23 protein-coding genes are annotated in these 24,125 nt (G+C 62.1%); 13 read left to right on the forward strand and 10 right to left on the reverse strand.

Going from position 1 to position 24,125, the window contains the following annotated elements:
- Nucleotides 1–34: 34 nt before the first annotated feature.
- Nucleotides 35–1,504: an efflux RND transporter periplasmic adaptor subunit gene (locus tag CRO18_RS15890; RefSeq protein ID WP_097082864.1), complete on the reverse strand. Its 1,470-nt coding sequence runs from the start codon at nt 1,502–1,504 to the stop codon at nt 35–37.
- Nucleotides 1,505–1,664: 160 nt separating this feature from the next.
- Complete coding sequence (locus tag CRO18_RS15895) at nt 1,665–2,486, reverse strand: uracil-DNA glycosylase family protein (protein ID WP_097082865.1); 822 nt, start codon at nt 2,484–2,486, stop codon at nt 1,665–1,667.
- A 96-nt stretch (nt 2,487–2,582) separates the two neighbouring features.
- Here CRO18_RS15895 and CRO18_RS15900 point away from each other — a divergent pair, with 96 nt between their 5' ends.
- From CRO18_RS15900 to CRO18_RS15925, 6 genes are read left to right on the forward strand one after another with little or no spacing between them, the layout of a single operon-like run.
- Nucleotides 2,583–3,551, forward strand: coding sequence for an aspartate carbamoyltransferase catalytic subunit (locus CRO18_RS15900; RefSeq protein ID WP_076483908.1), 969 nt, complete (start codon nt 2,583–2,585; stop codon nt 3,549–3,551).
- On the forward strand, nt 3,544–4,029 hold the full coding sequence (locus tag CRO18_RS15905; RefSeq protein WP_143128667.1) for a hypothetical protein: 486 nt from the start codon (nt 3,544–3,546) through the stop codon (nt 4,027–4,029). The genes CRO18_RS15900 and CRO18_RS15905 overlap by 8 nt, the downstream gene beginning before the upstream one ends.
- Entirely contained in the window at nt 4,026–4,655 is a 630-nt protein-coding gene (locus CRO18_RS15910; RefSeq protein ID WP_097082867.1) for an aspartate carbamoyltransferase catalytic subunit, read from the forward strand. Before CRO18_RS15905 ends, CRO18_RS15910 begins: the two co-directional genes overlap by 4 nt.
- A complete protein-coding gene (gene pyrC / locus CRO18_RS15915; protein ID WP_097082868.1) occupies nt 4,652–5,929 on the forward strand; it encodes a dihydroorotase in 1,278 nt (425 codons plus the stop codon). Before CRO18_RS15910 ends, pyrC begins: the two co-directional genes overlap by 4 nt.
- Before the next feature lie 27 nt (nt 5,930–5,956).
- Nucleotides 5,957–6,568, forward strand: a complete 612-nt coding sequence (gene plsY / locus CRO18_RS15920; RefSeq protein ID WP_097082869.1) for a glycerol-3-phosphate 1-O-acyltransferase PlsY — start codon at nt 5,957–5,959, stop codon at nt 6,566–6,568.
- A 51-nt stretch (nt 6,569–6,619) separates the two neighbouring features.
- Nucleotides 6,620–7,039, forward strand: coding sequence for a DUF805 domain-containing protein (locus CRO18_RS15925; protein ID WP_097082870.1), 420 nt, complete (start codon nt 6,620–6,622; stop codon nt 7,037–7,039).
- A 37-nt stretch (nt 7,040–7,076) separates the two neighbouring features.
- Here CRO18_RS15925 and CRO18_RS15930 read toward each other — a convergent pair whose 3' ends face one another.
- The 3 genes from CRO18_RS15930 to CRO18_RS15940 form a co-directional block, all read right to left on the reverse strand.
- Entirely contained in the window at nt 7,077–8,447 is a 1,371-nt protein-coding gene (locus tag CRO18_RS15930) for a glutamate--cysteine ligase (protein ID WP_097082871.1), read from the reverse strand.
- Nucleotides 8,448–8,512: 65 nt separating this feature from the next.
- Nucleotides 8,513–9,013: a hypothetical protein gene (locus CRO18_RS15935; protein ID WP_076483914.1), complete on the reverse strand. Its 501-nt coding sequence runs from the start codon at nt 9,011–9,013 to the stop codon at nt 8,513–8,515.
- Nucleotides 9,010–9,735: a 16S rRNA (uracil(1498)-N(3))-methyltransferase gene (locus CRO18_RS15940; RefSeq protein WP_097082873.1), complete on the reverse strand. Its 726-nt coding sequence runs from the start codon at nt 9,733–9,735 to the stop codon at nt 9,010–9,012. The genes CRO18_RS15935 and CRO18_RS15940 overlap by 4 nt, the downstream gene beginning before the upstream one ends.
- An 11-nt stretch (nt 9,736–9,746) precedes the next feature.
- Between CRO18_RS15940 and ubiA the strand changes: the two genes are divergently transcribed.
- From ubiA to CRO18_RS15955, 3 genes are all read left to right on the forward strand, one after another.
- Nucleotides 9,747–10,718, forward strand: coding sequence for a 4-hydroxybenzoate octaprenyltransferase (gene ubiA / locus CRO18_RS15945; RefSeq protein ID WP_097082874.1), 972 nt, complete (start codon nt 9,747–9,749; stop codon nt 10,716–10,718).
- 62 nt (nt 10,719–10,780) lie between these two features.
- The gene (locus CRO18_RS15950; RefSeq protein ID WP_097082875.1) at nt 10,781–13,108 is read left to right on the forward strand and encodes an OmpA family protein; all 2,328 of its coding nucleotides are present in this window, start codon (nt 10,781–10,783) and stop codon (nt 13,106–13,108) included.
- A 12-nt stretch (nt 13,109–13,120) separates the two neighbouring features.
- Nucleotides 13,121–13,447: a hypothetical protein gene (locus CRO18_RS15955; RefSeq protein ID WP_076483918.1), complete on the forward strand. Its 327-nt coding sequence runs from the start codon at nt 13,121–13,123 to the stop codon at nt 13,445–13,447.
- A gap of 8 nt (nt 13,448–13,455) precedes the next feature.
- On the opposite strand, the gene CRO18_RS15960 is transcribed toward CRO18_RS15955, so the two are convergent.
- Genes CRO18_RS15960 through CRO18_RS15980 form a run of 5 tightly spaced genes read right to left on the reverse strand, consistent with a single transcriptional unit; the run spans nt 13,456 to nt 19,283 of the window.
- Nucleotides 13,456–13,668, reverse strand: a complete 213-nt coding sequence (locus CRO18_RS15960; RefSeq protein ID WP_097082876.1) for a formate dehydrogenase subunit delta — start codon at nt 13,666–13,668, stop codon at nt 13,456–13,458.
- Nucleotides 13,665–14,456 (reverse strand): formate dehydrogenase accessory sulfurtransferase FdhD, encoded by a 792-nt coding sequence (fdhD, locus tag CRO18_RS15965; RefSeq protein ID WP_097082877.1) that lies wholly within the window; start codon nt 14,454–14,456, stop codon nt 13,665–13,667. Before fdhD ends, CRO18_RS15960 begins: the two co-directional genes overlap by 4 nt.
- Nucleotides 14,453–17,329 carry a formate dehydrogenase subunit alpha gene (gene fdhF, locus CRO18_RS15970; RefSeq protein ID WP_097082878.1) on the reverse strand — a complete coding sequence of 959 codons (2,877 nt, stop codon included), beginning with the start codon at nt 17,327–17,329 and terminating at the stop codon, nt 14,453–14,455. Before fdhF ends, fdhD begins: the two co-directional genes overlap by 4 nt.
- Nucleotides 17,326–18,834 (reverse strand): NADH-quinone oxidoreductase subunit NuoF, encoded by a 1,509-nt coding sequence (locus tag CRO18_RS15975; protein WP_097082879.1) that lies wholly within the window; start codon nt 18,832–18,834, stop codon nt 17,326–17,328. The genes fdhF and CRO18_RS15975 overlap by 4 nt, the downstream gene beginning before the upstream one ends.
- Complete coding sequence (locus tag CRO18_RS15980) at nt 18,831–19,283, reverse strand: formate dehydrogenase subunit gamma (protein ID WP_097082880.1); 453 nt, start codon at nt 19,281–19,283, stop codon at nt 18,831–18,833. Before CRO18_RS15980 ends, CRO18_RS15975 begins: the two co-directional genes overlap by 4 nt.
- A 159-nt stretch (nt 19,284–19,442) precedes the next feature.
- Between CRO18_RS15980 and CRO18_RS15985 the strand changes: the two genes are divergently transcribed.
- The 4 genes from CRO18_RS15985 to uvrC all read left to right on the forward strand — a co-directional run bounded on the left by CRO18_RS15985 (nt 19,443) and on the right by uvrC (nt 24,101).
- Nucleotides 19,443–20,270 (forward strand): S49 family peptidase, encoded by an 828-nt coding sequence (locus tag CRO18_RS15985; protein WP_097082881.1) that lies wholly within the window; start codon nt 19,443–19,445, stop codon nt 20,268–20,270.
- Between the two features lie 178 nt (nt 20,271–20,448).
- Entirely contained in the window at nt 20,449–21,411 is a 963-nt protein-coding gene (locus CRO18_RS15990; protein ID WP_249276088.1) for a calcium/sodium antiporter, read from the forward strand.
- Nucleotides 21,408–21,893: a hypothetical protein gene (locus CRO18_RS15995; protein WP_097082882.1), complete on the forward strand. Its 486-nt coding sequence runs from the start codon at nt 21,408–21,410 to the stop codon at nt 21,891–21,893. The genes CRO18_RS15990 and CRO18_RS15995 overlap by 4 nt, the downstream gene beginning before the upstream one ends.
- 312 nt (nt 21,894–22,205) lie before the next feature.
- Nucleotides 22,206–24,101 carry an excinuclease ABC subunit UvrC gene (uvrC, locus tag CRO18_RS16000; RefSeq protein WP_097082883.1) on the forward strand — a complete coding sequence of 632 codons (1,896 nt, stop codon included), beginning with the start codon at nt 22,206–22,208 and terminating at the stop codon, nt 24,099–24,101.
- Nucleotides 24,102–24,125: the final 24 nt, after the last annotated feature.

Below are 24,125 nucleotides of genomic sequence, written 5' to 3' on the forward strand. Positions count from 1 at the left end.
TGAGCTGGTCGCGTTCGCTTGGCGTGGTCATGGCTTAGCCCCCCATCCGCGATTCGATCCGCTCCACCAGATCGGCGGGCACTTGGTCTTGCTGCAAAGTGGCGAGCATCCGCGCCTTGGCCTCGGCTGGCATCCGGGTATTGCCCTCGACCGCCGCAATCAGCCGCGCCCGGTGATCGGCATCAAGCGTCACCTGCGCAGGTTTTTGCGGCACGAGGCCCGCACCATCGGCCCCCGGCCGCAATGGGCGCAGTTTTAGCCCCTCGCCCAAAAGCGGCGAACGCTCGGCCACCACCTCGACCCCGCTTTGCAACGCGGCAGCGCGGATCAGCACATCATCGCCTTGGCGGTGCACCACCTCGACCTGCTCCGCGCGCAGACGTTCATCGGCATCAAGCCGCAGCACCGTGCCATCAGGCCCAACTGCAGCGGCGGGCAAGAGCGCGACATTTTCCAATTCGGGCATCGACAGCGTCACGGTGACGAAATCGCCCGCCTTCAGCCCGCGCACAGCTTCAAGCCGCGCAAAGAGCAACCGCCCCGCTTGCCCCTCTTCCACCGCCGCCCCGGCACGTTCCAGCGTGGCAGGCACGGCAATATGGTCGGTGCCGAGGTCCAGCGTCACCTTCGCTTGCAGCGGCAAAAGCTGGCCTTTTTCATCGGTCAGCCGCGCGAATTGCGCTGTAGGCACCCGAAACGAGACTTCGAGCGTCGCTGGGTCAATCAGCGTGCCCAGAATTTCATTGTTGGAAACAAGCCGCCCGGCAACCGTATCAATGCCCGAAAGCTGGCCCGCAAAATCCGCCCGGATCTCGGTTTCCGCCAATTTGCGTTCCGCCTCAGACAGCGCAATCTCGGCGCGGCGCAGCGCATTGCGGGCCTGATCAAGCCCCGCCTCTGCCGACGAAAGCGCCGAGCGTTTCGTCAACACCGCTTGCTCCGCCGATGAAACCGCCAATTCGGCGGTTTCAATATCGACGGTCGCCCCAAAGCCCCGCTCGCCAATCGACCGCGCCCGTTCAAGCGCCTTTTGCCGCAAGGCAACCTGCCGTTCCGCAGCCACCAAATCATCGCGCGCAATCACCAACGTGCGTTCCGCCAAGGCCAATTGCGTCGCGGCCTCTGCCGTTGAGGCGGCAGCGGAATCCCGTGCCGCCTGCGTTTCTGCCGGATCAAGCCGCGCCAAAAGCTCGCCCGCCACAACCTGCCCACCTTCCACGAAATTCGGAGACAGTTCCAAAAGCGTGCCCGCCGCAGGCGCGCGCAATTCCAATTCCCGCAGGGTGCGCACCTCGCCATAAGCGGTCAGTTCCGGTTGCCGCGCGCCAAATTCCAGCGCGATCACATTGGCCGCAAAGACCCGTTCCTGCTGTGCGCGCATCCGTCCCGGCGCTTCTTTGCGCGCATCAATAGCCGATTTCATCGTGAAGCCCCCCGCAGCCAAAAGCGCGATGGTCAAAGCGGCGAGGAAAAGCCCCGTCAGGGAACGGAAAAGAAAGCGCATATCAGGGTCCTACAGTCGAGGGCCAAGGCCGGTCGTGGATCATCCGAAAGTATGAAGGCGGGCGGGTTTCACAAGGGTTTGCAGCAAGGATACGTGCTTGCCACGTGATCCCGTCGCATATCACGAAGATTTCATGGAACTGTTATCAATCAAATGCGCCTTACGGGGCATTCAGTCGCGCCCGAAGCTCTAACAGGTCTTCCCAGACAAGGCGTTTGTTGGCAGGCGCCCGGAAGAGATTCGCGGGATGCAGCATCGGTAATGCGGGGCGGCCAAAGGCTTCCATCCAATTGCCCCGCAACCGGGTGATGCCACGCTTGCCCAAGGCGGCAGAACAGGCGGTATTGCCCATCAGCACGATCAGATCGGGGTCGATCAACTCGACATGCCGCGCCAAAAACGGAAGCATCTGCGCAATTTCTGCAGGCTCCGGTTCCCGGTTTGCGGGCGGGCGCCACGGCACCACATTGGTGATGTAAACGGAGGCCAGCGGGTCGGGCGACGCTCGGTCAAGCCCGATGGCGGCCAACATCTTATCCAGCAACTGCCCCGCGCGCCCCACAAAGGGCTTGCCTTGCAAATCTTCATCGCGGCCCGGCGCTTCGCCAATCAACATGACCCGTGCCTTGGGGTTGCCATCGGCAAAGACCGTATTGCGCGCCCCCTGCTTAAGCGCGCAATGCCCATAGCCCATGATCGCCTCGCGCAGATCGTCCAGCGTTTTCGCTTTGGCGGCTGCCGCGCGCGCCACGGCCACCACATCCACACTGTCTTCGACCCGCGCCACCGGCACGGGCCGAGCCGGGCGTTCGGGCGCCGCTTCTGGTGCAGGCGCGCGCTCTGGCATCGCCAAACGGTCGGGCAATTCATAGGCGTTGATCGGCTCATCGCCCACCGGCGCGGTCACCCCCAGCTCGAACATCCATTCGAGCGCGGCAAGCGCGGCATCATAGCTCAGATCGGCGGGCGGGTGAGTCTGCATGATTTCTCTATGACATGCGCCCCGGGGCGGGTCAAAGCCGCTAGACGCACGCCCCCCCTTTTGCCATAAGCAGGCCCGACAACATCGGAGGAAGTCATGGCTTTCCGCGCCCGCCATCTTCTGGGGATCGAGCACCTCTCCCCCGAGGATATTCGCACCGTCCTCGACCTTGCCGACCGCTATGTCGATTTGAACCGCCGCACGGTCAAACGCACCGATGCCTTGGCGGGGCTTACGCAGATCAACATGTTCTTTGAAAACTCCACCCGCACCCAGTCCAGTTTTGAACTGGCGGGCAAGCGGCTTGGGGCCGATGTGATGAACATGTCGATGCAGACCTCAAGCGTGAAAAAGGGCGAAACGCTGATTGACACGGCGATGACGCTCAACGCGATGCACCCCGATCTGCTGGTGGTGCGGCATGGTTCCTCGGGCGCGGTTGATCTGCTGGCGCAAAAGGTCAACTGCGCGGTGGTGAACGCGGGCGACGGCAAGCACGAACACCCGACCCAAGCGCTTTTGGATGCGCTGACGATCCGCCGCGCCAAGGGCCGCATTCAGCGGCTCACCGTGGCGATTTGCGGCGATGTCGCGCATAGCCGGGTGGCCCGCTCCAACCTGCTGCTTCTGGGCAAAATGGAAAACCGCGTGCGCCTGATTGGCCCGCCAACGCTGATGCCGTCTGGCTTCGACAATATCGGGGCAGAGGTCTACCAAGACATGCGCGAAGGGCTGCGCGACGCCGATGTGGTGATGATGCTGCGGCTTCAACGCGAGCGGATGGATGGCGGGTTCATTCCGTCTGAACGCGAATATTTCCACCGCTATGGGCTGGACGCGGAAAAGCTCGCCTATGCGAAAGATGACGCCATCGTCATGCACCCCGGCCCGATGAACCGCGGCGTGGAGATTGATGGCACGATTGCCGATGACATCAACCGTTCGGTGATTCAGGAACAGGTGGAAATGGGCGTCGCCGTGCGGATGGCGGTGATGGACCTTCTGGCGCAAAATCTGCGCGCTGAACGGGGTCGCGCCGCGCTGGAGGCGGGCACCGATGTCTAAAATGCAGCGCGACGAGGTTTTAAACTATCGCCCCGGCAAAGACAGCGAATTGCCGCTAGAGCCGGGCGAGCGTGTCGCGCAGGTCTTCTTGGCGGATCAGCGGCGGTATTATTACGACCACCTTGTTCTGGGCGGTATTGGCGCGGTGCTGGTCTCGGCGGTGCTGATATGGCTCGAAAAATACGATCAGGTGCTGGTTGCGGTGATTGCGATCATCGTCGGCATGGCACTGCGCGCGATCTACTTTCGGTCCGAAGCCTTTGCGCGGCGCTGGCAACTTACCGACCGGCGGTTGATTGGCCCGCAAGGGCGGCAGGTGATGCTTTTGGAAATTGAGACGGTGCGCTCGCTCATGGGCGATGTGCAGATCGTCACCAAAACCGGGGCCAAGCATCTGATCCGCCATTTGGCAAACGCCGCCCCCGTGGTCGCCGCGATCCAAGCGGCCAAGACCCGCCGCGCGAAGGTGGTGAAATGAGACCGCCGCGCCCGCTCCCACGCTCTGAACGCGACAAAGAGCCCGTGGTTTTACACGAGCCCCCGCCGCCGCTTCCGCAAGTGGAGCCTGAAACGCCCTCGGATGCCGTGCCAAAAGGCTGGGAAGGCATCATGCAACCGGGGGAGCGCATCTTGTGGCGCGGCAAGCCGGTGCGCCGGATCAAATGGGTCAAGCTAATCTTCACCTCGCTTTTCGGCACCTTCTTTGCGGGCTTTGCGCTTTTTTGGATGATCATGGCCGCGCAAGATGGCGGCTTTGCTTGGATGTTCGGGCTGATCCATTTCTCGGTGGGCGCGGGTTTCGTCACGGTGGCCATTCTGGATGAGCGGATGCGGTTGCGCGACACGTGGTTCACCTTGTCCGACCGCGCGGCCTATATCGCGCGGCGGCATTGGTGGAAGGGCAAGATTCTCGACACCTATCCGATCACGGCGGAGATGCCGATCCGGCTTGGCGGCGGTGACAAGGCGGGCGATGTGATTTTTGCCACGAAACGGGTGAAAACGAAAAACGGCTACTCCACCAAGAATATCGGCTTTCTTGATATCGCACAGGCCCCCGAGGTCTTTGCGCTGATGAAACACGCCCGGGAGGCGCTTCAATGACCCTGTTTTTGCAAAACGCCCGTGTGATCGACCCTGAGGCGCAAACGGAAACCGAGGCCAACCTTGTCATTGATGGTGGGATCATCGCGGCCATAGGCCAAATGCAGGCCCCTGCGGGCGCTGAGGTGATTGACTGCGGTGGCAAATGTCTTGCCCCCGGCATTGTCGATATTGGTGTGAAGATCGGCGAACCGGGCGAACGGCACCGCGAAAGCTTTCGTACCGCAGGCCAAGCAGCAGCACGGGGCGGCGTCACAACGGTAATCGCCCGGCCCGACACATCCCCCGCGATTGACACGCCCGAAGTGCTGGAATTCGTCACGCGCCGCGCCGCAGAGGCCCCGGTGCGCATCCGCCATATGGCGGCGCTCACCAAAGGCCGCGAAGGCCGCGAGATGACCGAGATCGGCTTTTTGATGGATGTCGGCGCGGTGGCCTTCACCGATTTTGACCATGTCACCACCGATACAAAGGTGCTGTCGCGCGCCTTTACCTACGCAAAAAGCCTTGGTGCGCTGGTGATTTGCCATCCGCAAGAGCCGGGGCTTGCCAAAGGTGCTGCCGCAACCTCGGGCAAATTCGCCAGCCTGCGCGGCCTGCCGGGCGTTTCGGCCATGGCCGAGCGGATGGGCTTTGACCGCGATATGGCCTTGGTCGAAATGACGGGCGTGCGCTACCACGCCGATCAAATCACCACCGCCCGCGCCCTGCCCGCGCTGGCCCGCGCCAAGGCCAATGGGCTGAAGGTAACCGCCGGGGTTTCCGTCCATCACCTGACGCTGAATGAATTCGACGTGGGCGATTACCGCACCTTCTTCAAAATGACCCCGCCCTTGCGGTCTGAAGATGACCGGCTTGCCGTGGTGCAGGCGGTAGCGGAAGGGGTGATTGATATCATCTGCTCCATGCACACGCCCGCCGATGAAGAAAGCAAGCGGCTCCCGTTTGAAGAGGCTGCTGCGGGTGCTGTCGGGCTTGAAACGCTCCTCCCCGCCGCGCTGCGGCTCTATCACGCGGGCAGCCTCAGCCTGCCGCAACTTTTCCGCGCGCTTTCGTTGAACCCGGCCAAGCTGATGGGCCTGCCGCAAGGCCGTATTTGCGAGGGTGCACCGGCCGATTTGGTGCTGTTTGATGCGGATGCACCCTTTGTGCTGGACCGCTTTGCCCTTGCCTCGAAATCCAAGAACACCCCGTTTGACGGGGCGCGCCTCAGCGGGAAGGTGCTTGCCACTTTCGTCGGTGGGGTGCAGGTTTTCGGGCAGGTGGAGCAATAAAGACTCATAAGAGACGAGCGAGGGGTGATGGCAGATCTTCATGCGGGGGCGGCGCTGCTGCTGGCAGTGGCAGGCTTGGGCTACCTGCTGGGCTCCGTGCCCTTTGGGGTGGTGATCACCAAGCTGATGGGGCTCGGAGATCTACGCCAGATCGGCTCGGGCAATATTGGTGCCACCAATGTGCTGCGCACCGGCAATAAAGCTGCCGCGGCCGCAACGCTGGTGCTGGATGGCGCCAAAGGGGCTGTGGCCGTGCTGCTGGCGCGGCTCATTTTGGGCAATGAAACAGCGGCCATTGTGGCGGGTGGCGCGGCCTTTTTGGGCCACCTATACCCGGTTTGGCTCAAGTTTCGTGGTGGCAAAGGGGTCGCCACCTTCCTTGGCACCTTGATCGCGCTGCATTGGATGCTCGGCCTTGCGGCTTGTGGCGTTTGGCTGATCACCGCCGCCGTGGGACGGATTTCGTCCCTATCGGCTTTGGTCGCTGCGGCGGCTTCGGTCCCGCTTGCTTGGGCGATGTCCGATCAGATGTTGATGCCGATTTGCGCGCTGATGGCGGTGCTGATCTTCTGGCGTCACCGCGCCAACATCGCCCGCATCTTTGCAGGCACGGAGCCAAAAATCGGCAAGAAGGGTTGATTTCTACAGCCTACCGGCGCCTGATAAGGGTGTTTTTGCTTGGAGGCTGAAATGAATTTGATCAGTGCCGTCAAAACCTGTCTTCGAAATTACGCCACTTTCAAAGGCCGCGCGCCGCGCTCGGAATTTTGGTGGTTTATCCTGTTCTTCTTCCTTGTTTCTGTGGTGCTGGCCACCATTGAAACCGCTGTTTTTGGGATTGGTGAAGTCAGCCATGTGGATGGCGGCTATGAGTGGCAGTCGAACGGCGGCCCGCTAACGGTGTTGTTTAGCTTGGCAATGGTCCTGCCGATGCTCGCCGTCACCGTTCGCCGTTTGCACGATGTCGGCAAATCGGGCTGGTTCATCTTGATTGGGCTGATCCCGCTGATTGGCGGTTTGGTGCTTTTGTTCTTCTACGTTCAGCCCTCGCAACAAGGGCCGAACCAATTTGGCGCCTCGCCCAATGGCGGCCCGCCGCCGCTGCCGTAATCAGAAAAACAAAGGGGGCCCAGCGGCCCCCTTTTTCTTAGTAGCTGTATTCGCCGTAAATCCGGCTCAGATCCCCCTGCCAATGGCCGTGGTATTTCTCCAACAGCTTGTCGGCAGGCACCATGCCGGTGTCGATGCTCTCTTCCAGCGCGTTGAGGAAATAGGTCTCATCCGGGATCAGACCACCCGCCCCTGCAATACCGCGCGCGGCCAAGCCCGATTTGGAGATCGCCACCACTTCGCGGGCAAGGTCATGCATCTTGATGCCATTCACCTCGCCTTGGAGCGCATCTTTCGCAGCCACACGGCGCAGCCCCTCGCGGGTCTCTTCATCCCAGCCTTTGACCAGATCCCAAGCCGCATCGAGCGCGCTTTGATCATACATCAGGCCCACCCAAAGTGCGGGCAACGCACAAAGCCGCCGCCACGGGCCACCATCGGCCCCACGCATCTCGATGTATTTCTTCACACGCGCTTCGGGGAAGACGGTGGTCAGATGGTCCGCCCAATCCGACAACGTGGGCTTCTCGCCGGGCAGCGCGGGCAACTCGCCCTTCAAGAAGTCGCGGAAGCTTTGGCCCAGCGCATTGATGTATTTGCCGTCGCGGTAGACGAAATACATCGGCACATCGAGCACGTAATCCACATAGCGCTCATAGCTCATGCCATCTTCAAAAAAGAACGGCAGCATCCCCGTGCGCGCGGCATCCAAGTTTTGCCAGATGTGGCTGCGCCATGATTTCATCCCATTGGGCTTGCCATCAAGGAAGGGCGAATTGGCAAACAGCGCGGTGGCCACGGGTTGCAGCGCCAAAGCCACGCGCATTTTTTGCACCATGTCAGCCTCGGACGCGAAGTCGAGGTTCACCTGAACCGTGCAGGTCCGATACATCATGGTTTTGCCCATGGTGCCGACGCTATCCATGTAGCTCGTCATCAACCGATAGCGGCCCTTGGGCATCATCGGCATTTCTTCATGGGACCATTCGGGCGCCGCCCCAAGGCCAATGAACCGCGCGCCAATCCGGTCGGCGATGCGGTGCACCTCAGTCAGGTGTTCATTCACCTCTTGGCAGGTCTGGTGCAGGTTTTCGAGCGGCGCACCCGAAAGCTCCAACTGCCCGCCCGGCTCAAGGCTGACATTGGCGCCATTGCGCACAAGCCCGATGATATGGCCGTCTTCAAGCACCGGCTCCCAGTCAAAGACCTGCGCCAGCCCTTCAAGCATCGCCCGGATCGAGCGTGGGCCGTCATAGGGCAAGGGCTTCAGCGCATCTTTGCAATAGCCGAATTTCTCGTGCTCGGTGCCGATGCGCCAGTCTTCTTTGGGTTTCTCGCCCGAAGCCAAGTATTCCGCCAGTTGCGCGAAATCCTCGATCGGGCCGCCGCCCTGCTGGGGAATAGACATGGGGAGGCACCTCTTGTTGTGTCGGTGTCACAGGTGGCCTTTGACCTGACCTAAGTCAAGGCGGATCAGACGCGCCGCCGCCACAGGCTTTGTGCGGTGGCGCTCGAAGAAAGCGCCGCAGTGAGTGCGCCCATCTCGATGCCCGGCAGCGTTGCGAAAGCATCATAGAGCTTTTCCGAGCCAGATGCAGCCACCGGCACCAAAAGCGCCTGCCCATCTGCGGCCTTGAGCCGCCAGAATTTTTGCCCACGCAACGAAAGGAGCCGAATCTCCGCTAAATCCTCAAGCGCAATATAGCCGCCCAGCACCGCACCTCCGGCCCCATAATAGCCAATACGCCCCTCATCGAGATCGACCAGACCGGGTTCAGAGACCGGGCGGGCAAAACGGGTGCGCCGCCACGCGAGCAACATCCAGACCGCGCAGACCACACCAAGGGCGAGGCCGATTGCCGCAAGGAACCAACCGCCGCGCGTTCCCACCCATGCTGACCCCGCCACGCATAGCCCTGCGATATAGGTCTCACGATGATGGGTTAGGTGATCGCGCAGCTCTGGGCGGATCACATCCAATCCCCCAAGGCCGATTGCCACAAGGTGATCGCGGCGCAAGCGGCGGTATCGGCCCGCAAAATACGCGGCCCCAAAGAGACCGGGGTGACATAATCAAGCCCGCGCAATTGCGTCCGCTCTGCCTCAGAAAATCCGCCTTCCGGCCCCACCAAAATCGCCCAAGGGCCGGGGGTCAGCCCCGCCAAAGTTTGCGCAGGGCCAACCAAAGATTCATCGCCCCATAGGATGCGACGCGCCGGATCCCAGCTTTTCAGAAGGGCCTGCAATGGCTGCAAGTCACTGACTTCGGGCACATAAGTCCCCAAGCATTGCTCCGCCGCTTCCAAAGCATGGGCCTGCAACCGGTCTTGTCGGATGCGCGATGCATTGGTGAATTCTGTCTGCACGGGCAAGATTTTCGCACAGCCCAACTCGGCGGCTTTCTCGACAATGAAATCGGTGCGCTCTTTCTTGATCGGCGCAAAGATCAGCCACAGATCAGGCGGGTTCAACTGCGGCGCGGCTTGTCCAAGGCAGCGCAAAGAACCCGCCTTTTTCGCGGCCTCAACCACCTCAGCCGTCCATTCGCCATCGCGACCATTAAAGAGCGCCACCCGCGCGCCAACGGTAAGCCGCATCACCGAAAACAGGTAATGCGCCTGATCGGCGTTCAGGGGCACGGCTTGCCCCTCCCCCAGCGGGTGCTCTACACAGAGTCGTATCTTGGCACGTTCCATGGGGCGAATTTATGACCAGCAACAGCGAAACGCCAGAGGCGCAGATCACGGGCCAAGTGGCCGATGCCTATCGTGGCAATTGGGTGGACCACACGGCCCCCGCCTTTTCTCGGCCCTATCTGCGGCTGTCGCGCGCCGACCGCCCCATTGGCACCTGGCTGCTGCTTCTGCCCTGCTGGTGGAGCATTTCGCTTGCTGCGGCGACCGATGGGCTGCGGCTCTTTGATCTGTGGCTGGCAATTGGTTGCGCGATTGGCGCATTCCTGATGCGTGGCGCAGGCTGCACCTGGAACGATATCACCGACCGCGATTTTGACGGCCAAGTGGCCCGCACCCGTTCTCGCCCGATTCCCTCGGGCCAAGTGACGGTGAAGCAAGCGCTCGGCTGGATGGTGCTGCAAACCGGCGTTGCCGCGCTGATCCTCTTTACCTTCAACTGGGCCGCCATTGGCATGGGCGTGCTCGCCCTCGCCCCGGTGGCGATTTACCCCTTCGCCAAGCGCTTCACATGGTGGCCACAGGTCTTTTTGGGCATTGCCTTCAACTGGGGCGCGCTTTTGGGTTGGGTGGCGCATACCGGCAGCCTGTCTTGGGCGGCGGTGCTGCTTTACCTATCGGGCCTTGTCTGGACGCTCTTTTACGACACGATCTATGCCCACCAAGACAAGGAAGACGATGCGCTGATTGGCGTCAAATCCACCGCGCGGCTCTTTGGCACCAATACCCCGCGCTGGCTGGGCCTGTTCCTTGTGCTCACGGTGATTTTGATGACCGGTTCGGTGCTGCTCGCACTCTTGCCGCTCGGCAACCCGCTGGTGCTGGTGGTCGGCCTTGCCGCCCCTTGGGCGATGGGCTGGCACATGCTGGGCCAGTTGCGGCAGCTGGATATCGACAATGCCGATATCTGCCTCGATCTCTTCCGCAAAAGCCGCAACACGGGCCTTTTGGCTGCGCTGTTTCTTGCCGGTTCAGCAATCGTTTGATTGATCCTGCAATCTCATACCCTTAAGACGGTTCCACCCCAAGGGGAGGAGACCAAGGATCCATGCGCGCCCGCACCACAGCCTTGACCGCCACCGCTTTCGTGTCTGCACTGGTGCTTTGCGCATTCATTGCGGGTGGCTCGGCGACGATCATCGAGCAACGCTCGCGTAAAGCGGTGCGCCTTGTGCTGGAGGCCAATGGCCATTCTTGGGCGCAGGTGCATACCGACGGGTTGCAAGTGATCTTGCTCGGCACCGCCCCCTCTGAAGCGGAACGGTTTCGCACGGTGACGCTCGTCTCGACCGTGGTAGATAGCTCGCGCATCGTCGACAACACAGATGCCGTGGTGGCCAAGGCGATCGCGCCACCCGATTTTTCGTTGCAACTGCTGCGCAATGACGAGGGCATTTCGCTGATCGGCCTCGTGCCCAAAGGGACCGACCGCGAAGCCCTGATGAAGCGGCTCACCGCTTTGGCGGGTGAGGGCAATGTCACCGACATGCTCGAAAGCGCTGAATATCCTGTGCCAAAGGGCTGGAGCCCGGCTTTTGAATTCGGCATTGCCACGCTGGAAAAGCTGCCCCGCGCCAAAGTGTCGATCGACCCGGGCGCTGTGGGCGTAGAGGCCATCACGGACAGCGCCGAGGAAAAGGCCGCGGTTGAGGCGCAATTGAACCGCAGCCGCCCCTCTGGCGTGCGGCTGGATGCGAAGATTTCTGCCCCCCGCCCGGTGATTACCCCGTTCACCCTGCGCTTCTTGATAGATGACGAGGGTGCGCGGTTTGATGCCTGCTCGGCGGATACTGTCCGCAGCCGGGCCACGATCTTGACCGCCGCGCGCAAAGCGGGCGCGATGGGGGATCTCGATTGCACCGTGGGCATGGGTGCGCCTTCGCCGCAATGGGGCGAGGCTGTGGGCATGGCTTTGGGCGCGCTTGGCGAACTTGGCGCGGGGACTGTGACGATTTCCGATGCCGATATCTCGCTCGTTGCCGCCGATACTGTCGCCCAAGCCAGCTACGACAAGATCGTGGGCGAATTGGAATCGAACCTGCCCCCGGTTTTCTCGCTCAAGGCGGAACTGACGAAAAAGGCGGAGGCCGCCGGGTCTGTGCCGGAATTTACCGCGCTTTTGGGCGAAGATGGGCGGGTCGAACTGCGCGGTCGGGTCAGTTCAGAACGCTCGCGCGAGGCGCTTGAGAGTTTCGCCCGCGCCCAATTCGGAGCCGATGCGATTTATGCCGCAACCTTGGTTGATGCCGATCTGCCGCAAGGCTGGCCGCTGCGCACCATGACCGCGCTGGAAGCGCTCGATATGCTCAACAGCGGCTCGGTCACCGTCACCCCGCAACTGATCCGCCTGAGCGGTCTGACGGGCGACAAGCAAGCCACCGACAAGGCCGCGCGCATCCTTTCGCAGCGCTTGGGGGAGGACGCGCGGATTGAGCTGTCGGTGAAATATGACCAACGGCTGGATGAAACGCTCTCGCTGCCCGATGGGCCCGAATGTGTGGCCAAGCTCAACGCGATCCTGACCGCCAGCAAAGTGACCTTTGAGCCCGCCTCCGCGAAGATCCCGGAAGATAACGCACCACAACTGGATGCGCTGGCCCGGATTATGAAGCAATGCCAAGACTTCCGCATGGAAGTGGCGGGCCATACCGACAGCCAAGGCGGCGAAGAGGGCAATCTGCGGCTGAGCCAAAACCGCGCTGAGGCGGTGTTGGATGCCTTGCGCGCGCGCCGTGTGTTGGTGGGCAATCTGACCGCCAAAGGCTATGGCGAAACCCGGCCCATCGCCGACAATGAGACCGAAGAGGGGCGCGAAGCGAACCGCCGAATCGAATTTGTGCTCTTGGATGCGGAACCTGTGAATGTCCCTGAGCCGGTCATCCTGCCTTTGTCGGAAGGCGCGCTTGATGCCGAAGAACCCGCCGAAGACCCGCCCCAAGAGATGCTTGATGAAAGCGCGATTGAGGACGCAGCGCCGATGGAAGACGCGCATGGCGAGCCGATGCCAGAGGCGGAAGAAGAGGGTCTCACCCCTGAGGCCGACGCCTCTATTGCCGATGACAGCGCCCCCGAGACCGAGCAAGCCGCCGAGGCAACCGAAGAGGCCGCACCCGCAGAAGATGCGCAGGTTGTGGAAGCGGTCGCGCCCGCCGAAAGCCCGGAAGGCGCCGCCCCCGAAGACGTTGTGACCGAGGCGGAAGAGACGACAGAGGCCGCCGAACCGGCCACCGAGACCGCTGCGGCAGAAACCGCGCCCGCAGAAGCGGCCCCTGAAGAAACCGCCGCCCCGGAAATTGAAATTCCCGTCCGTCCCGCGGCCGAGTCGCCCGGGCGCCCGAAACCGCGCCCCGCAGGCCTTGGCCCGGCTGGAAACTGAGGAGAGCCGCGCATGAACAGAACCGAATTCGTCATCGCCACGGCGATCATCCTTTTCCTCTCTTTCTGCCTTGGCTGGTTTGCCTCTTGGCTGATCCATCGCCTGACCCGCGTCACCGCGGCGGATATGGGCGAATTGGAGCAAATGGCCCAAGCGCTGCATGAGGCAGAGGATGTGCGCGACCAGGCAATTGCCTATGTCGAGGCGCGCGAATCTGAGTTGGTGAACCAGATCAACCAGACCGAGGCAGAATTGCGCGCGGCAATGGACGGGCTGCGTGATGCCCGCCATGAGGCCGAAGAACTGCGCGCCTATATCGAGCGGATACAGGGGCGCTAAGGGAACTGTCAGCCCGCCGGGCGGATGTGCGGCGCGGCATCAACAACCAGCGCGTCGAGCCCAGACCCGCCCGCCGCAATATGCGCCAGCAGCGCCGCCCGCATCGGCGCGGCCCAATTGTCCGAAATATGCGCGGCCACGCCCTCGGCCCGGTCGCCGGGTTGCACCGCGAAAAAGGCGGCGATCTGGTTGGCCATGCGGATCAGTTTTTCATCACTCATGCCGGTTCCTCAAAACGTGTAAACAGGGTCGGGCCATCGGGGCCGCGGGCAATAAGGGCAAGCCCCGCCGATTGCGCCTCCGACACCGCCAAAGCGGTTGGGGCAGAAGGCGCAATCAGCGCGCCTGCGCCGATCATCGCGGCCTTCTGAACCAAATCGACAGAGAGGCGCGAGGTCATCACGATAGCGCCCTGTGCGGGGTCCATCGCGCCAAACGCCAAAGCGCCCGCAAGCTTATCAAGCGCATTGTGCCGCCCCACATCTTCGCGCGCATAGATCAGTTGACCATCGGCCCAAAAGCCCGCCGCATGGCTGGCGCGCACCGCATCTTGCAAGGGCTGGGCCGCGCGCAAAGCAGCAAGCGCGGCCTCTGCCACTGCCGCAGGGGCTTGCAGCGATAAGCCCGACCGCCCGGCTGGCGCAACCGTCGGCAACGGACGCAGCGCTTCTTCAAGGCTTTCAATCCCGCAAAGCCCGCAGCCCACCGGCCCCGCCATCGCGCGCCTCCGCGCACGAAACCGCTCTGCCGCCGGGGCCGAAAGCCAGCCCCGCACCTCAAGCCCCCGTGGATGCTCCACAACCTCATGGCGCTGAAGGTCCGCAGCGTCTGTGATCAGCCCCTCGGTCAGCGCAAAGCCCAGAAGAAAATCGTCCAAATCGGCGGGCGTTGCCATCATCACCGCCTGCGTCACGCCCTCGAACACAAGCGCAACCGGCACCTCTTCGGCCAACACAGCCGCCCCGCCCGAGGGCAGAGCAATTTCAACCGCGCCGGGCGGCAGGCTCATTCCGCCGCCTCAATCCGCCGCGCAGCCGTGGCTTGGGCAGTGTAGTCTTCCTGCCATGCCGAGGGCCCGTTGGAGGGCGCCACCTGCACCGCCGTCACCTTATACTCGGGGCAGTTCGTCGCCCAATCCGAATTGTCGGTGGTGACCACATTGGCTTGCGTATCGGGGTGGTGGAAGGTGGTATAAACAACACCGGGGCTCACCCGATCCGTCACCGTCGCGCGCAGGGTCGTTTCCCCGGCGCGGGACGCCACCCGCACCCAATCGCCTTCGCGAATGCCACGGTTTTCGGCATCTGTCGGGTGAATCTCCAACCGATCCTCCGCATGCCACGCCACGTTTTCGGTGCGCCGGGTTTGCGCGCCCACGTTATACTGGCTGAGAATCCGCCCGGTGGTGAGCAAAAGCGGGAAGCGCGGGCCGGTGCGCTCATCCGTGGGCAAATAGGCCGTGCGAATGAACCGCCCCTTACCGCGCACAAAACCATCGACATGCATGATGGGCGAGCCTTCGGGCGCTGCCTCATTGCAGGGCCATTGCACCGAACCGCGCGCATCCAGCATCTCATAGGTGACATTGGCAAAGCCAGGCGTCGTCGCGGCAATCTCGGCCATGATCTCGCGCGGATGGGTGTAAGCCCAGCCCGCCCCCAGCGCATTGGCCAAAAGCTGCGTCACCTCCCAATCGGCATAGCCATTCTTAGGCCGCATCACACGCCGCACCCGGTTGATGCGCCGCTCGGCATTGGTGAAAGTGCCGTCTTTTTCCAAGAAACTAGAGCCGGGCAAAAAGACATGGGCGTAATTGGCGGTCTCGTTCAGGAACAGGTCATGCACGATCACCAGATCCATCGCCGCCAGCCCTGCCGCCACATGGCGGGTATCGGGGTCTGATTGCAGGATGTCTTCGCCCTGCACGTAAAGCGCCTTGAACTGCCCCGCCACGGCGGCATCGAGCATGTTCGGGATGCGCAGACCGGGCTCAGAAGAAAGCGCCACCCCCCAAGCCTTTTCAAAAAGGCTGCGCGCGGCGTCATCGGCCACGTGGCGATAACCCGGCAATTCATGCGGGAAAGAGCCCATATCGCACGAGCCCTGCACGTTGTTTTGCCCGCGCAGCGGGTTCACCCCCACGCCGGGGCGGCCAATATTGCCCGTCATCATCGCAAGGTTGGCAATCGCAATAACGGTGGTCGAACCTTGGGAATGTTCGGTCACGCCAAGGCCATAGTAGATCGCCGCATTGGGGGCCGCCGCATAGGCCCGGGCGGCTTCTCGCAACGTATCCGCCGGAACGCCAGTCAGGCTTTCGACCGCTTCGGGTGCATATTCGGGGTTGGAGACAAACTCGGCGTAATCGGCCCATTCATCACCGTCGCAGCGCTCGGCAATGAAAGCGGCATCATAAAGCTTTTCGGTGACGATCACATGCGCAAGCGCGACCAAAACGGCCACATTGGTGCCGGGGCGCAGTGGCAGGTGCCAGCTATCGCCAATATGCGGCGATTCCAAAAGGTCGATCCGGCGCGGGTCAACGACAATCAGCTTCGCGCCAGCCCGCAACCGCTTGCGCAGGCGCGAGGCAAAGACCGGGTGGCCATCGGTCGGGTTCGCGCCAATCACCAGTGCCAGATCGGTGTCTTCGACGCTGTCAAAATCTTGCGTGCCCGCCGAGGTGCCGAAGGTCTGCTTCAGCCCGTAGCCGGTGGGCGAATGGCACACCCGCGCGCAGGTATCGGTGTTGTTGGTGCCAAAAACGGCGCGCGCCAGCTTTTGAACCAGATAGGTTTCTTCGTTGGTGCAGCGCGACGAGGTGATCACGCCCAGCGCATCGGCCCCATGCGTCGCGCGCGCTGCGTTGAGCCGCGCAGCAGTAAAGCCAAGCGCCTCTTCCCAGCTCACTTCCCGCCAAGGATCGGAAACCTTTTCGCGGATCATCGGTTTCAAGATTCGGTCGCGGTGCGTGGCGTAGCCATAGGCGAAGCGGCCCTTCACGCAGCTATGGCCCCGGTTTGCCGCGCCGCCCTTCCACGGTACCATGCGCACCAATTCCTCGCCGCGCATATGGGCTTCAAAGCTACAGCCCACGCCGCAATAGGCGCAGGTGGTGACCACTTTGCGCTCTGGCGTGCCGATTTCCTCGACCGATTTTTCGACCAAGGTCGCGGTGGGGCAAGCCTGAACACAGGCACCACAAGAAACGCAATCAGACGACAAGAAGTTATCGGCTGCGGGGGAAATCCGGGCCTCAAACCCCCGGCCATCCACCGTCAGCGCGAAAGTCCCCTGAACCTCTTCACAAGCCCGCACACAGCGCATGCAGACGATGCATTTCGCCGGATCATAGCTGAAATAGGGGTTCGAGATGTCTTTCGGGATGTAGCAGGGGTTTGCCTCGCCGCCTTGGCGCACCTCAAAGTGGTTTTCGCCCTTGGTGTAGCGCACCTCGCGCAGGCCCACCGCCCCCGCCATATCTTGCAATTCGCAATCGCCGTTCGCCGCGCAGGTCAAACAATCGAGCGGGTGATCCGAGATATAAAGCTCCATCACACCACGCCGCAGCTTTTGAAGCTGCGGGGTTTGCGTATGCACCTGCATCCCCGCCGCCACCGGCGTGGTGCAAGACGAGGGCATCCCGCGCATCCCCTCAATTTCCACCATACACAGGCGGCACGAGCCCACCGGCTCCACGCTATCGGTGGCGCAAAGCTTCGGGATCGAAATCCCCGCTTGCGCCGCCGCGCGCAGGACAGAGGTGCCCGCCGGGACGGTGACTTCCACCCCATCGACCGTCAGCGTCACCGGCGCGCCGTGGCGGGCGGGCGTGCCCATGTCTTGGGTCCAATCGAGCGGGGGAATGATCAGGTCTTTCATTCGGCGGCCTCCCTCAGCACGGGGAAATCTTGCGGGAAATGGCGGATCGCGCTTTGCACCGGATAGGGGGTGAAGCCGCCCAAAGCGCAAAGCGATCCGTATTTCATCGTATCACAAAGGTCATCGAGCAGGGGCAGTGCGGCGGCATCGCCTGCCGCGATCCGGTCAAGCGTTTCCACGCCACGCACCGCACCAATGCGGCACGGCGTGCAGGTGCCGCAGCTTTCCACCGCGCAAAACTCCATCGCAAACCGCGCGAGTTTAAGCATATCGGCACGATCATCATGCACCACGAGCCCCGCATGCCCCACAAGCCCGCCTTGCCCGGCGAAAAGTTCATAGCAGAACGGCAGGTCGAAATCGGCTTGTGGGTGATAGGCGCCCAAAGGCCCGCCCACCTGCACCGCTTTGACCGGACGGCCCGAGGCGGTGCCGCCGCAGACATCCATCACCAACTCGCCCAAGGTGATGCCAAAGCCGGTTTCAAAAAGCCCGCCATATTTGACATTGCCGCCCACTTGCAGCGGGATCGTGCCACGCGACCGATCAATGCCGTAGCTTTGATAGGCCGCGCCGCCATGCGCCAAAATCCACGGCACAGCGGCGAGTGAAAGGAGGTTGTTCACCACCGTCGGCTTGCCAAAGAGACCTTCCAACGCGGGCAGCGGCGGTTTCGGGCGCACCGTGCCCCGCTTGCCCTCGATCGAGTTGAGCATCGCGGTTTCTTCGCCGCAGACATAGGCCCCCGCACCGACGCGCACCTCCAGCGAAAAGCCCGCCTCCGCCAGAATGCCAGATTGCTCGGCCAAAATGATCGCCGCCCGCATCACCGAGATGCAATCGGGATATTCGGAGCGAATGTAGACATAGCCGCGCGTTGCGCCGACCGCGTGCCCGGCAATCGCCATCCCCTCGATCAGGCAGAAGGGGTCGCCTTCAATCAACATCCGGTCGGCGAAAGAGCCGCTGTCACCTTCATCCACGTTGCAGACGATGTATTTTTGATCCGCCGCAGCGCCCAAAACCGTGCGCCATTTGATCCCGGTCGGAAAACCCGCACCACCGCGCCCGCGCAGCCCAGAGGCGATGACCTCTTCCACCACCTCGGCGGGGGTCATGGCAAGCGCTTTGCGCAGCCCGTCCCAACCGCCTGTCGCCTCATATTGGTCGAGGCACAGCGGCTCATTGCGGCCACAACGCGCAAAGGTGAGCCGCGTCTGGCGCTTGAAGAAGGGAATCTCTTCGACCAACCCCAGCGCTTTGGGATGAGCCGCCAGATCCTCAAAGAGGGCAAGCACATCGGCTGGCGTCATCGGGCCGAAGCCCACCCGCCCGGCCTCGGTTTCGACCTCAACCAGCGGCTCAAGCCACACCATGCCGCGTGTGCCGTTGCGGCGGAGATCGACCGACACGCCGCGCGCCGCCGCTTGCGCTGTGATCTCGGCCACCACGCGTTCGGCGCCGCAGGCTTTGGCTGCGGCATCGCAAGGCACCCAGATTTTCATGCCCGAACCTCCGCCGCTATCGCATCCACCGCTGCATCATCAAGCCGCCCGACGAGAGCGTCATTCACCATCGCCGCGGGCGCGCAGGCGCACAGGCCAAGGCAGTAAGCGGCTTCCAACGTGATATCGTACTTGGTTTCGCCAAGCTTGAGCCCCAGCGCCGCCTCCAGCCGCGCTTGCACGCCGTCCCCGCCCATCGCCTGACAGGCCTCGGCCCGGCACAGCTTGATCACATGCTTGCCCGCCGGGCTGCGCCGAAAATCGTGATAAAAGCCCACAACCCCCGCCACTTCTGCCCGGCTCAACCGCAGTGCTTTCGCAATCGGCTCCAGCGCGGCATCGGGGATATGTCCGTAGTCTGCCTGCACATCATGCAGGATCGGCAAAAGCGCCCCCTCGCGGCCTTCGTGGGCCGTCAGGATGGCGCGCAGGCGCGCTAAATCGGTCATGTGGTCCTCCCGGCGCCAAGACTGAGACGAAGCGTCGCATCTGGCAAGACGATTTCCGACACCCCATCGCCGGGAAACGAAATCCGACGCATAGAAACGCCGCGCCTAATTCGCCCTTGCCCGCTTGCCCCTGTGCCTGCCAGCGCCTACATCGAGCGCATGGATATGCCTCGCCTTCCCAAGCTTCCCTTCCTGTCGCGCCCGCCGAAAGTGGCGGTGATCCGGCTGCATGGTGCCATTGGCGCGGTGCGTCCCGGTGCCTCTGGCCTCTCTGATGCCGGGCTTGCGCCGCTGATCGAGCGCGCCTTTACCAAAGGCAAGCCTGCGGCAGTGGCGCTGATCATCAATTCGCCGGGTGGCTCGCCCGTGCAATCTTCGCTGATTGGGCGGCGCATTCGCCATTTTGCCGAAGAAACGGGCCTGCCTGTTCACGCCTTTGTGGAAGATGTGGCGGCTTCGGGCGGCTACTGGCTCGCCTGCGCGGCAGATGACATTTGGGCCGATGAAGCCTCGATCATTGGGTCCATCGGCGTGATCTCGGCCGGGTTTGGTTTTGCCGATCTGATCGCGCGCTATGGGATTGAGCGGCGCGTTCATACTGCAGGCACGTCAAAAAGCACACTCGACCCGTTCAAACCCGAAAAGCCCGAAGATGTTGCGCGGCTCGAAGGGCTTCTTGAAGACATTCACCAAGGTTTCAAGGCTTGGGTGACCGAGCGGCGCGGCGACAAGCTCGCGCAAGACCAAGACCTGTTCACAGGCGAGTTTTGGACCGGCAAGCGCGCATTGCAAAAAGGGCTGATCGACGGGGTCGCCCATCCGCTGCAAAAACTGCGCGAGCTTTACGGCGAAGATGTCAAGCTTGTGCCCTATGGCCAGCGCCGCTCGCTTTTGCGGCGCTTCCGCGCCAGCCTCTCGGCAGAAGCCGCGCAAGCGCTTGTAAGTGCTGCTGAGGAACGTGCCTTGTGGGCACGGTTTGGGCTTTAGGCGCATGCTGATCAAAATCATGTCGCTCTTTTTGGTTGCCATGGTGGCGCTGGCGCTGTTTGGCCGCCTCCGCCTGCCGGGGCCAAAGCGCCCGAGCCTGAACCAAAGCTGCCCCCGCTGCGGGCGCCCCAAAATTGGACCGGGCCCCTGCCCCTGCACCCGAAACGGAGACGCCTGAGTGCTGATCGACATCGTGAAGATTCTGGCGGGCCTTTTGTTGCTGCTCGGCGCGGGGGAGTTTTTGGTCAAAGGCTCTGTCGCCTTGGCTTTGCGGCTCGGCATCCCCTCGCTGATTGTCGGGCTGACGGTCGTCGCCTTTGGCACTTCCGCGCCAGAACTTCTGGTCTCGGTCAATGCCGCGCTTGGCGGCCAGCCGGGCCTTGCGCTTGGGAATGTGGTTGGCTCCAACGTCGTCAACATGCTGGTGATCTTGGGCCTGCCCGCGCTGATTGCAGTCATCCACTCCAGCCAAATCGACACGCGGCGCAGCTATGCGATGATGCTGGCCGCATCGGTTTTGGTGATTGGGCTCGCCTTCATGGGCACGATTGGGCGCTGGCAGGGGCTCGTGCTTTTGGGCGGGTTGATCTTGATCTTGTGGGACAATGTCCGCTCTGCCCGCGCGCATCGCAACGCCCGAACGCCTGAAGATGATCTGGGCGATCCACATATGGCGTGGTGGAAGATCATCGGCTTCATCTGCGTGGGCTTTATTGGCTTGGCGATTGGCGCGGACCTTTTGGTGGATGGCGCCGTGGCTGTGGCCCGCATCGCCGGGCTTAGCGAAACGGTGATCGGGCTGACGCTCGTCGCCATTGGCACCTCGCTCCCGGAACTGGTGACCTCGGTCGTCGCCGCCATGCGCAAACAGGCCGATGTGGCTTTGGGCAATGTGATCGGCTCGAACATTTTCAACCTGATGGCCATTTTGGGCACCACGGCAGTCATTGCCCCGATGCCGGTGCCCGATGAAATGCTGCGCTTCGATCTATGGGTGATGCTGGCAGCCACGCTGGCGCTTGCGCCCTTTGTCTTTTGGCGGCGCGATATTGGGCGCGGCTCCGGCATCGTGCTGCTTTTGGGCTATGTGCTCTACACGGTCGTTTTGCTGTGGTTCGGTCTGTCTGGAGGCGTGGCATGAAAGCCGTTCTTGCCAATCTTCCCGACGAGCTTTCTGGCGCCGTGACCGAAGCGCTTGCGCAAATCGGGGTCGAGGGGGTGTCGGCAAAGACCACGCCTACCGCGCCGCTCTGGATTTTTTACGCCCCCGATGCAGAAACTGCCAAAGCAGAACTCGCCCGGATCGCCCCGCCCCCCGCAGCCAAAGTTGGGCAAGATCTGCGCGCGCAGGTGCTGGCGATTTGGCTGATGCCCGCGGGCAGGGCCACAACCTTAGCGGGTACACTTCAGACTGAAGCGCTCGCCCATGCGCCAGATCTGCGGCTCAATGCGCTGCATATGGGCCCCCGCCGCCTCGAACCCGCGCCATGGCAATCTGCATGGGAGCCATCACAGCCTCATCCTGCACAATTGGAGCGCGCAGAATCGCTCGCGCATGCGCTGTCTTTCCTCTCAGAAGCGACTAGCGTCATGGGGCAGATCCTTCACCTCAACTCGCCTTAAAGATGAGTTGCGCATGGGGCATTTTTTGCGACGGGGCCGGAGTTGTCCACCTGAGCGCAAAGCGTCAGGAAAAAGTTACAAAAGTCCTAATTTTTTCAGTCACTTGCCTTAGTCGAATTTTTTTATCTTTACTTTTCAATGTCCTGCAGAATCGCTCAAAAAACAGGCAGGCCGTGAAAATGGGCCGGATTCAACGGAAAATCGCGCATCCCCAAAGTTTTCCAACAAGGTTATCCACAGATTCCGTGGACAGCTTTTCTCTTGAACTCCCCCCTGTAAGATTGCAGCCGCAGGCAGAATCACACTCTCGACATGACCAACGCTGATCTCCCACCGAATGACGCTGCATCGCCGCAAGAACCGCGGCTCAAAGGGCATGCGCTGATCGCCGATTATGTGACCCGGCTGGATGGCTCGCCGGGGGTCTATCGGATGCTGAACGCCGCCCAAGAGGTGCTTTACGTCGGCAAGGCGCGCAATCTGAAAGCGCGGGTTTCTAATTATGCGCGCACCACCGGGCACTCGGCCAGGATCGCGCGGATGATCTCTGAAACCACCTATATGATGTTCCTGACCACGCGCACCGAAACGGAAGCGCTGCTGTTGGAACAGAACCTGATCAAGCAGCTCAAGCCGCGCTACAACGTGCTTTTGCGCGACGACAAAAGCTTCCCCTATATCCTGATCGCGCAAGATCACCCGTTCCCGATGATCCGCAAGCATCGTGGCGCCCGTAGCGTAAAGGGCGCCTATTTTGGCCCCTTTGCGAGCGCGGCTGCGGTGAACCGAACGCTGAGCCATTTGGAACGCGCCTTTTTGCTGCGCAATTGCTCGGATTCGATGTTTGCCTCCCGCACCCGGCCCTGCTTGCAATACCAAATCAAGCGCTGTTCCGGCCCCTGCGTCGGCAAAATCTCGGAAGAAGATTACGGGCGCACCGTCGCCGATGCGCAAAGGTTCTTAGAGGGGAAGACCTCCAGCATCCAAAAAGAGCTCGCCGCCGAAATGATGGCGGCGTCAGAAGCGCTGGAATTTGAACGTGCAGCGGCTTTGCGCGACCGGATTGGCGCGCTGACCACGGTGCAGCAAAGCCAAGGCATCAACCCGCGCGGCGTGGCCGAGGCGGATGTGATCGCGGTGCATATGGAAGGTGGCCAAGCCTGCGTGCAGGTATTCTTCATTCGCGCGCATCAAAGCTGGGGCAACCACGATTTCTACCCCCGCGCCGGGGCCGATGTGGAAGAGGCCGAGGTTTTGGAAGCCTTCTTGGCGCAGTTCTATGATGCGAAAGAACCGCCCAAAACGATCTTGCTGAGCCATGCGATTGAAGACGACGATCTGATGATTGATCTTCTCTCCACCCGCGCGGGCCGCAAGGTGGAGATGATCGTTCCGAAACGCGGCGAAAAGGCGGAACTGGTCGAAAACGCCTTGCGCAATGCGCGCGAAAGCCTTGGGCGGAAAATGTCCGAATCCGCCGCACAGGCGAAGCTTCTGGCCGGGGTCGCCAAGGCGTTTGATCTGCCAAGCCCGCCCAAGCGAATCGAGATTTATGACAACTCCCACATCCAAGGCGCCCATGCGGTGGGCGGCATGGTGGTAGCGGGGCCTGATGGGTTGATGAAATCGGCCTATCGCAAGTTCAACATCAAGAACTCCGAACTCACCCCGGGCGACGATTTCGGGATGATGAAAGAGGTGCTGACGCGCCGGTTTGAACGGCTCTTGCGCGAAGACCCGGAGCGCAAAAGCGATGCTTGGCCCGATCTTCTGCTGATTGACGGCGGCGCGGGGCAAGTCTCTGCGGTGCATGAGATTATGGTCGAATTGGGTGTGCAAGATGTGCCGATGGTGGGGGTGGCCAAAGGCATCGACCGCGATCTGGGCAAGGAAGAATTCCACCGCATCGGCAAGCGCCCAATGGCGCTGCCGCGCCAAGACCCGGTGCTTTACTACATCCAACGCCTGCGCGACGAGGCGCACCGCTGGGCAATTGGCGCGCATCGGGCAAAACGCGCCAAAGCAACGCTTGCCAACCCGCTGGATGAAATCCCCGGCATCGGCGCCACGCGCAAGCGCGCGCTTCTGGCGCATTTTGGTTCGGCCAAGGCGGTGAGCCGCGCGGGGCAGAATGACCTGATGGAAGTGCCCGGCATTTCCGCCGCGATGGCCGAGACGATCTGGAACTTCTTCAATGATCGGGGTTGACCGAAAGCGCGCGCCCAAGTAGCG

Origin of the sequence: Rhodobacter sp. JA431, from assembly GCF_900217725.1 — a bacterium.
In the GTDB taxonomy this organism is placed as follows: Bacteria; Pseudomonadota; Alphaproteobacteria; order Rhodobacterales; family Rhodobacteraceae; genus Rhodobacter; species Rhodobacter aestuarii.

Bases quoted from the DNA above. Each gene is read 5' to 3' on its own strand.
- ubiA (WP_097082874.1), top strand. From the start codon at position 9,747: ATGACCAGCAACAGCGAAACGCCAGAGGCGCAGATCACGGGCCAAGTG.
- CRO18_RS15975 (WP_097082879.1), bottom strand. From the start codon at position 18,834: ATGAAAATCTGGGTGCCTTGCGATGCCGCAGCCAAAGCCTGCGGCGCC.
- fdhF (WP_097082878.1), bottom strand. From the start codon at position 17,329: ATGAAAGACCTGATCATTCCCCCGCTCGATTGGACCCAAGACATGGGC.
- uvrC (WP_097082883.1), top strand. From the start codon at position 22,206: ATGACCAACGCTGATCTCCCACCGAATGACGCTGCATCGCCGCAAGAA.
- CRO18_RS15925 (WP_097082870.1), top strand. From the start codon at position 6,620: ATGAATTTGATCAGTGCCGTCAAAACCTGTCTTCGAAATTACGCCACT.
- CRO18_RS15950 (WP_097082875.1), top strand. From the start codon at position 10,781: ATGCGCGCCCGCACCACAGCCTTGACCGCCACCGCTTTCGTGTCTGCA.
- CRO18_RS15980 (WP_097082880.1), bottom strand. From the start codon at position 19,283: ATGACCGATTTAGCGCGCCTGCGCGCCATCCTGACGGCCCACGAAGGC.
- CRO18_RS15985 (WP_097082881.1), top strand. From the start codon at position 19,443: ATGGATATGCCTCGCCTTCCCAAGCTTCCCTTCCTGTCGCGCCCGCCG.
- CRO18_RS15905 (WP_143128667.1), top strand. From the start codon at position 3,544: ATGTCTAAAATGCAGCGCGACGAGGTTTTAAACTATCGCCCCGGCAAA.
- CRO18_RS15955 (WP_076483918.1), top strand. From the start codon at position 13,121: ATGAACAGAACCGAATTCGTCATCGCCACGGCGATCATCCTTTTCCTC.
- fdhD (WP_097082877.1), bottom strand. From the start codon at position 14,456: ATGAGCCTGCCGCCCGGCGCGGTTGAAATTGCTCTGCCCTCGGGCGGG.
- CRO18_RS15900 (WP_076483908.1), top strand. From the start codon at position 2,583: ATGGCTTTCCGCGCCCGCCATCTTCTGGGGATCGAGCACCTCTCCCCC.
- CRO18_RS15890 (WP_097082864.1), bottom strand. From the start codon at position 1,504: ATGCGCTTTCTTTTCCGTTCCCTGACGGGGCTTTTCCTCGCCGCTTTG.
- pyrC (WP_097082868.1), top strand. From the start codon at position 4,652: ATGACCCTGTTTTTGCAAAACGCCCGTGTGATCGACCCTGAGGCGCAA.
- CRO18_RS15910 (WP_097082867.1), top strand. From the start codon at position 4,026: ATGAGACCGCCGCGCCCGCTCCCACGCTCTGAACGCGACAAAGAGCCC.
- CRO18_RS15940 (WP_097082873.1), bottom strand. From the start codon at position 9,735: ATGGAACGTGCCAAGATACGACTCTGTGTAGAGCACCCGCTGGGGGAG.
- CRO18_RS15960 (WP_097082876.1), bottom strand. From the start codon at position 13,668: ATGAGTGATGAAAAACTGATCCGCATGGCCAACCAGATCGCCGCCTTT.
- CRO18_RS15995 (WP_097082882.1), top strand. From the start codon at position 21,408: ATGAAAGCCGTTCTTGCCAATCTTCCCGACGAGCTTTCTGGCGCCGTG.
- CRO18_RS15895 (WP_097082865.1), bottom strand. From the start codon at position 2,486: ATGCAGACTCACCCGCCCGCCGATCTGAGCTATGATGCCGCGCTTGCC.
- plsY (WP_097082869.1), top strand. From the start codon at position 5,957: ATGGCAGATCTTCATGCGGGGGCGGCGCTGCTGCTGGCAGTGGCAGGC.
- CRO18_RS15930 (WP_097082871.1), bottom strand. From the start codon at position 8,447: ATGTCTATTCCCCAGCAGGGCGGCGGCCCGATCGAGGATTTCGCGCAA.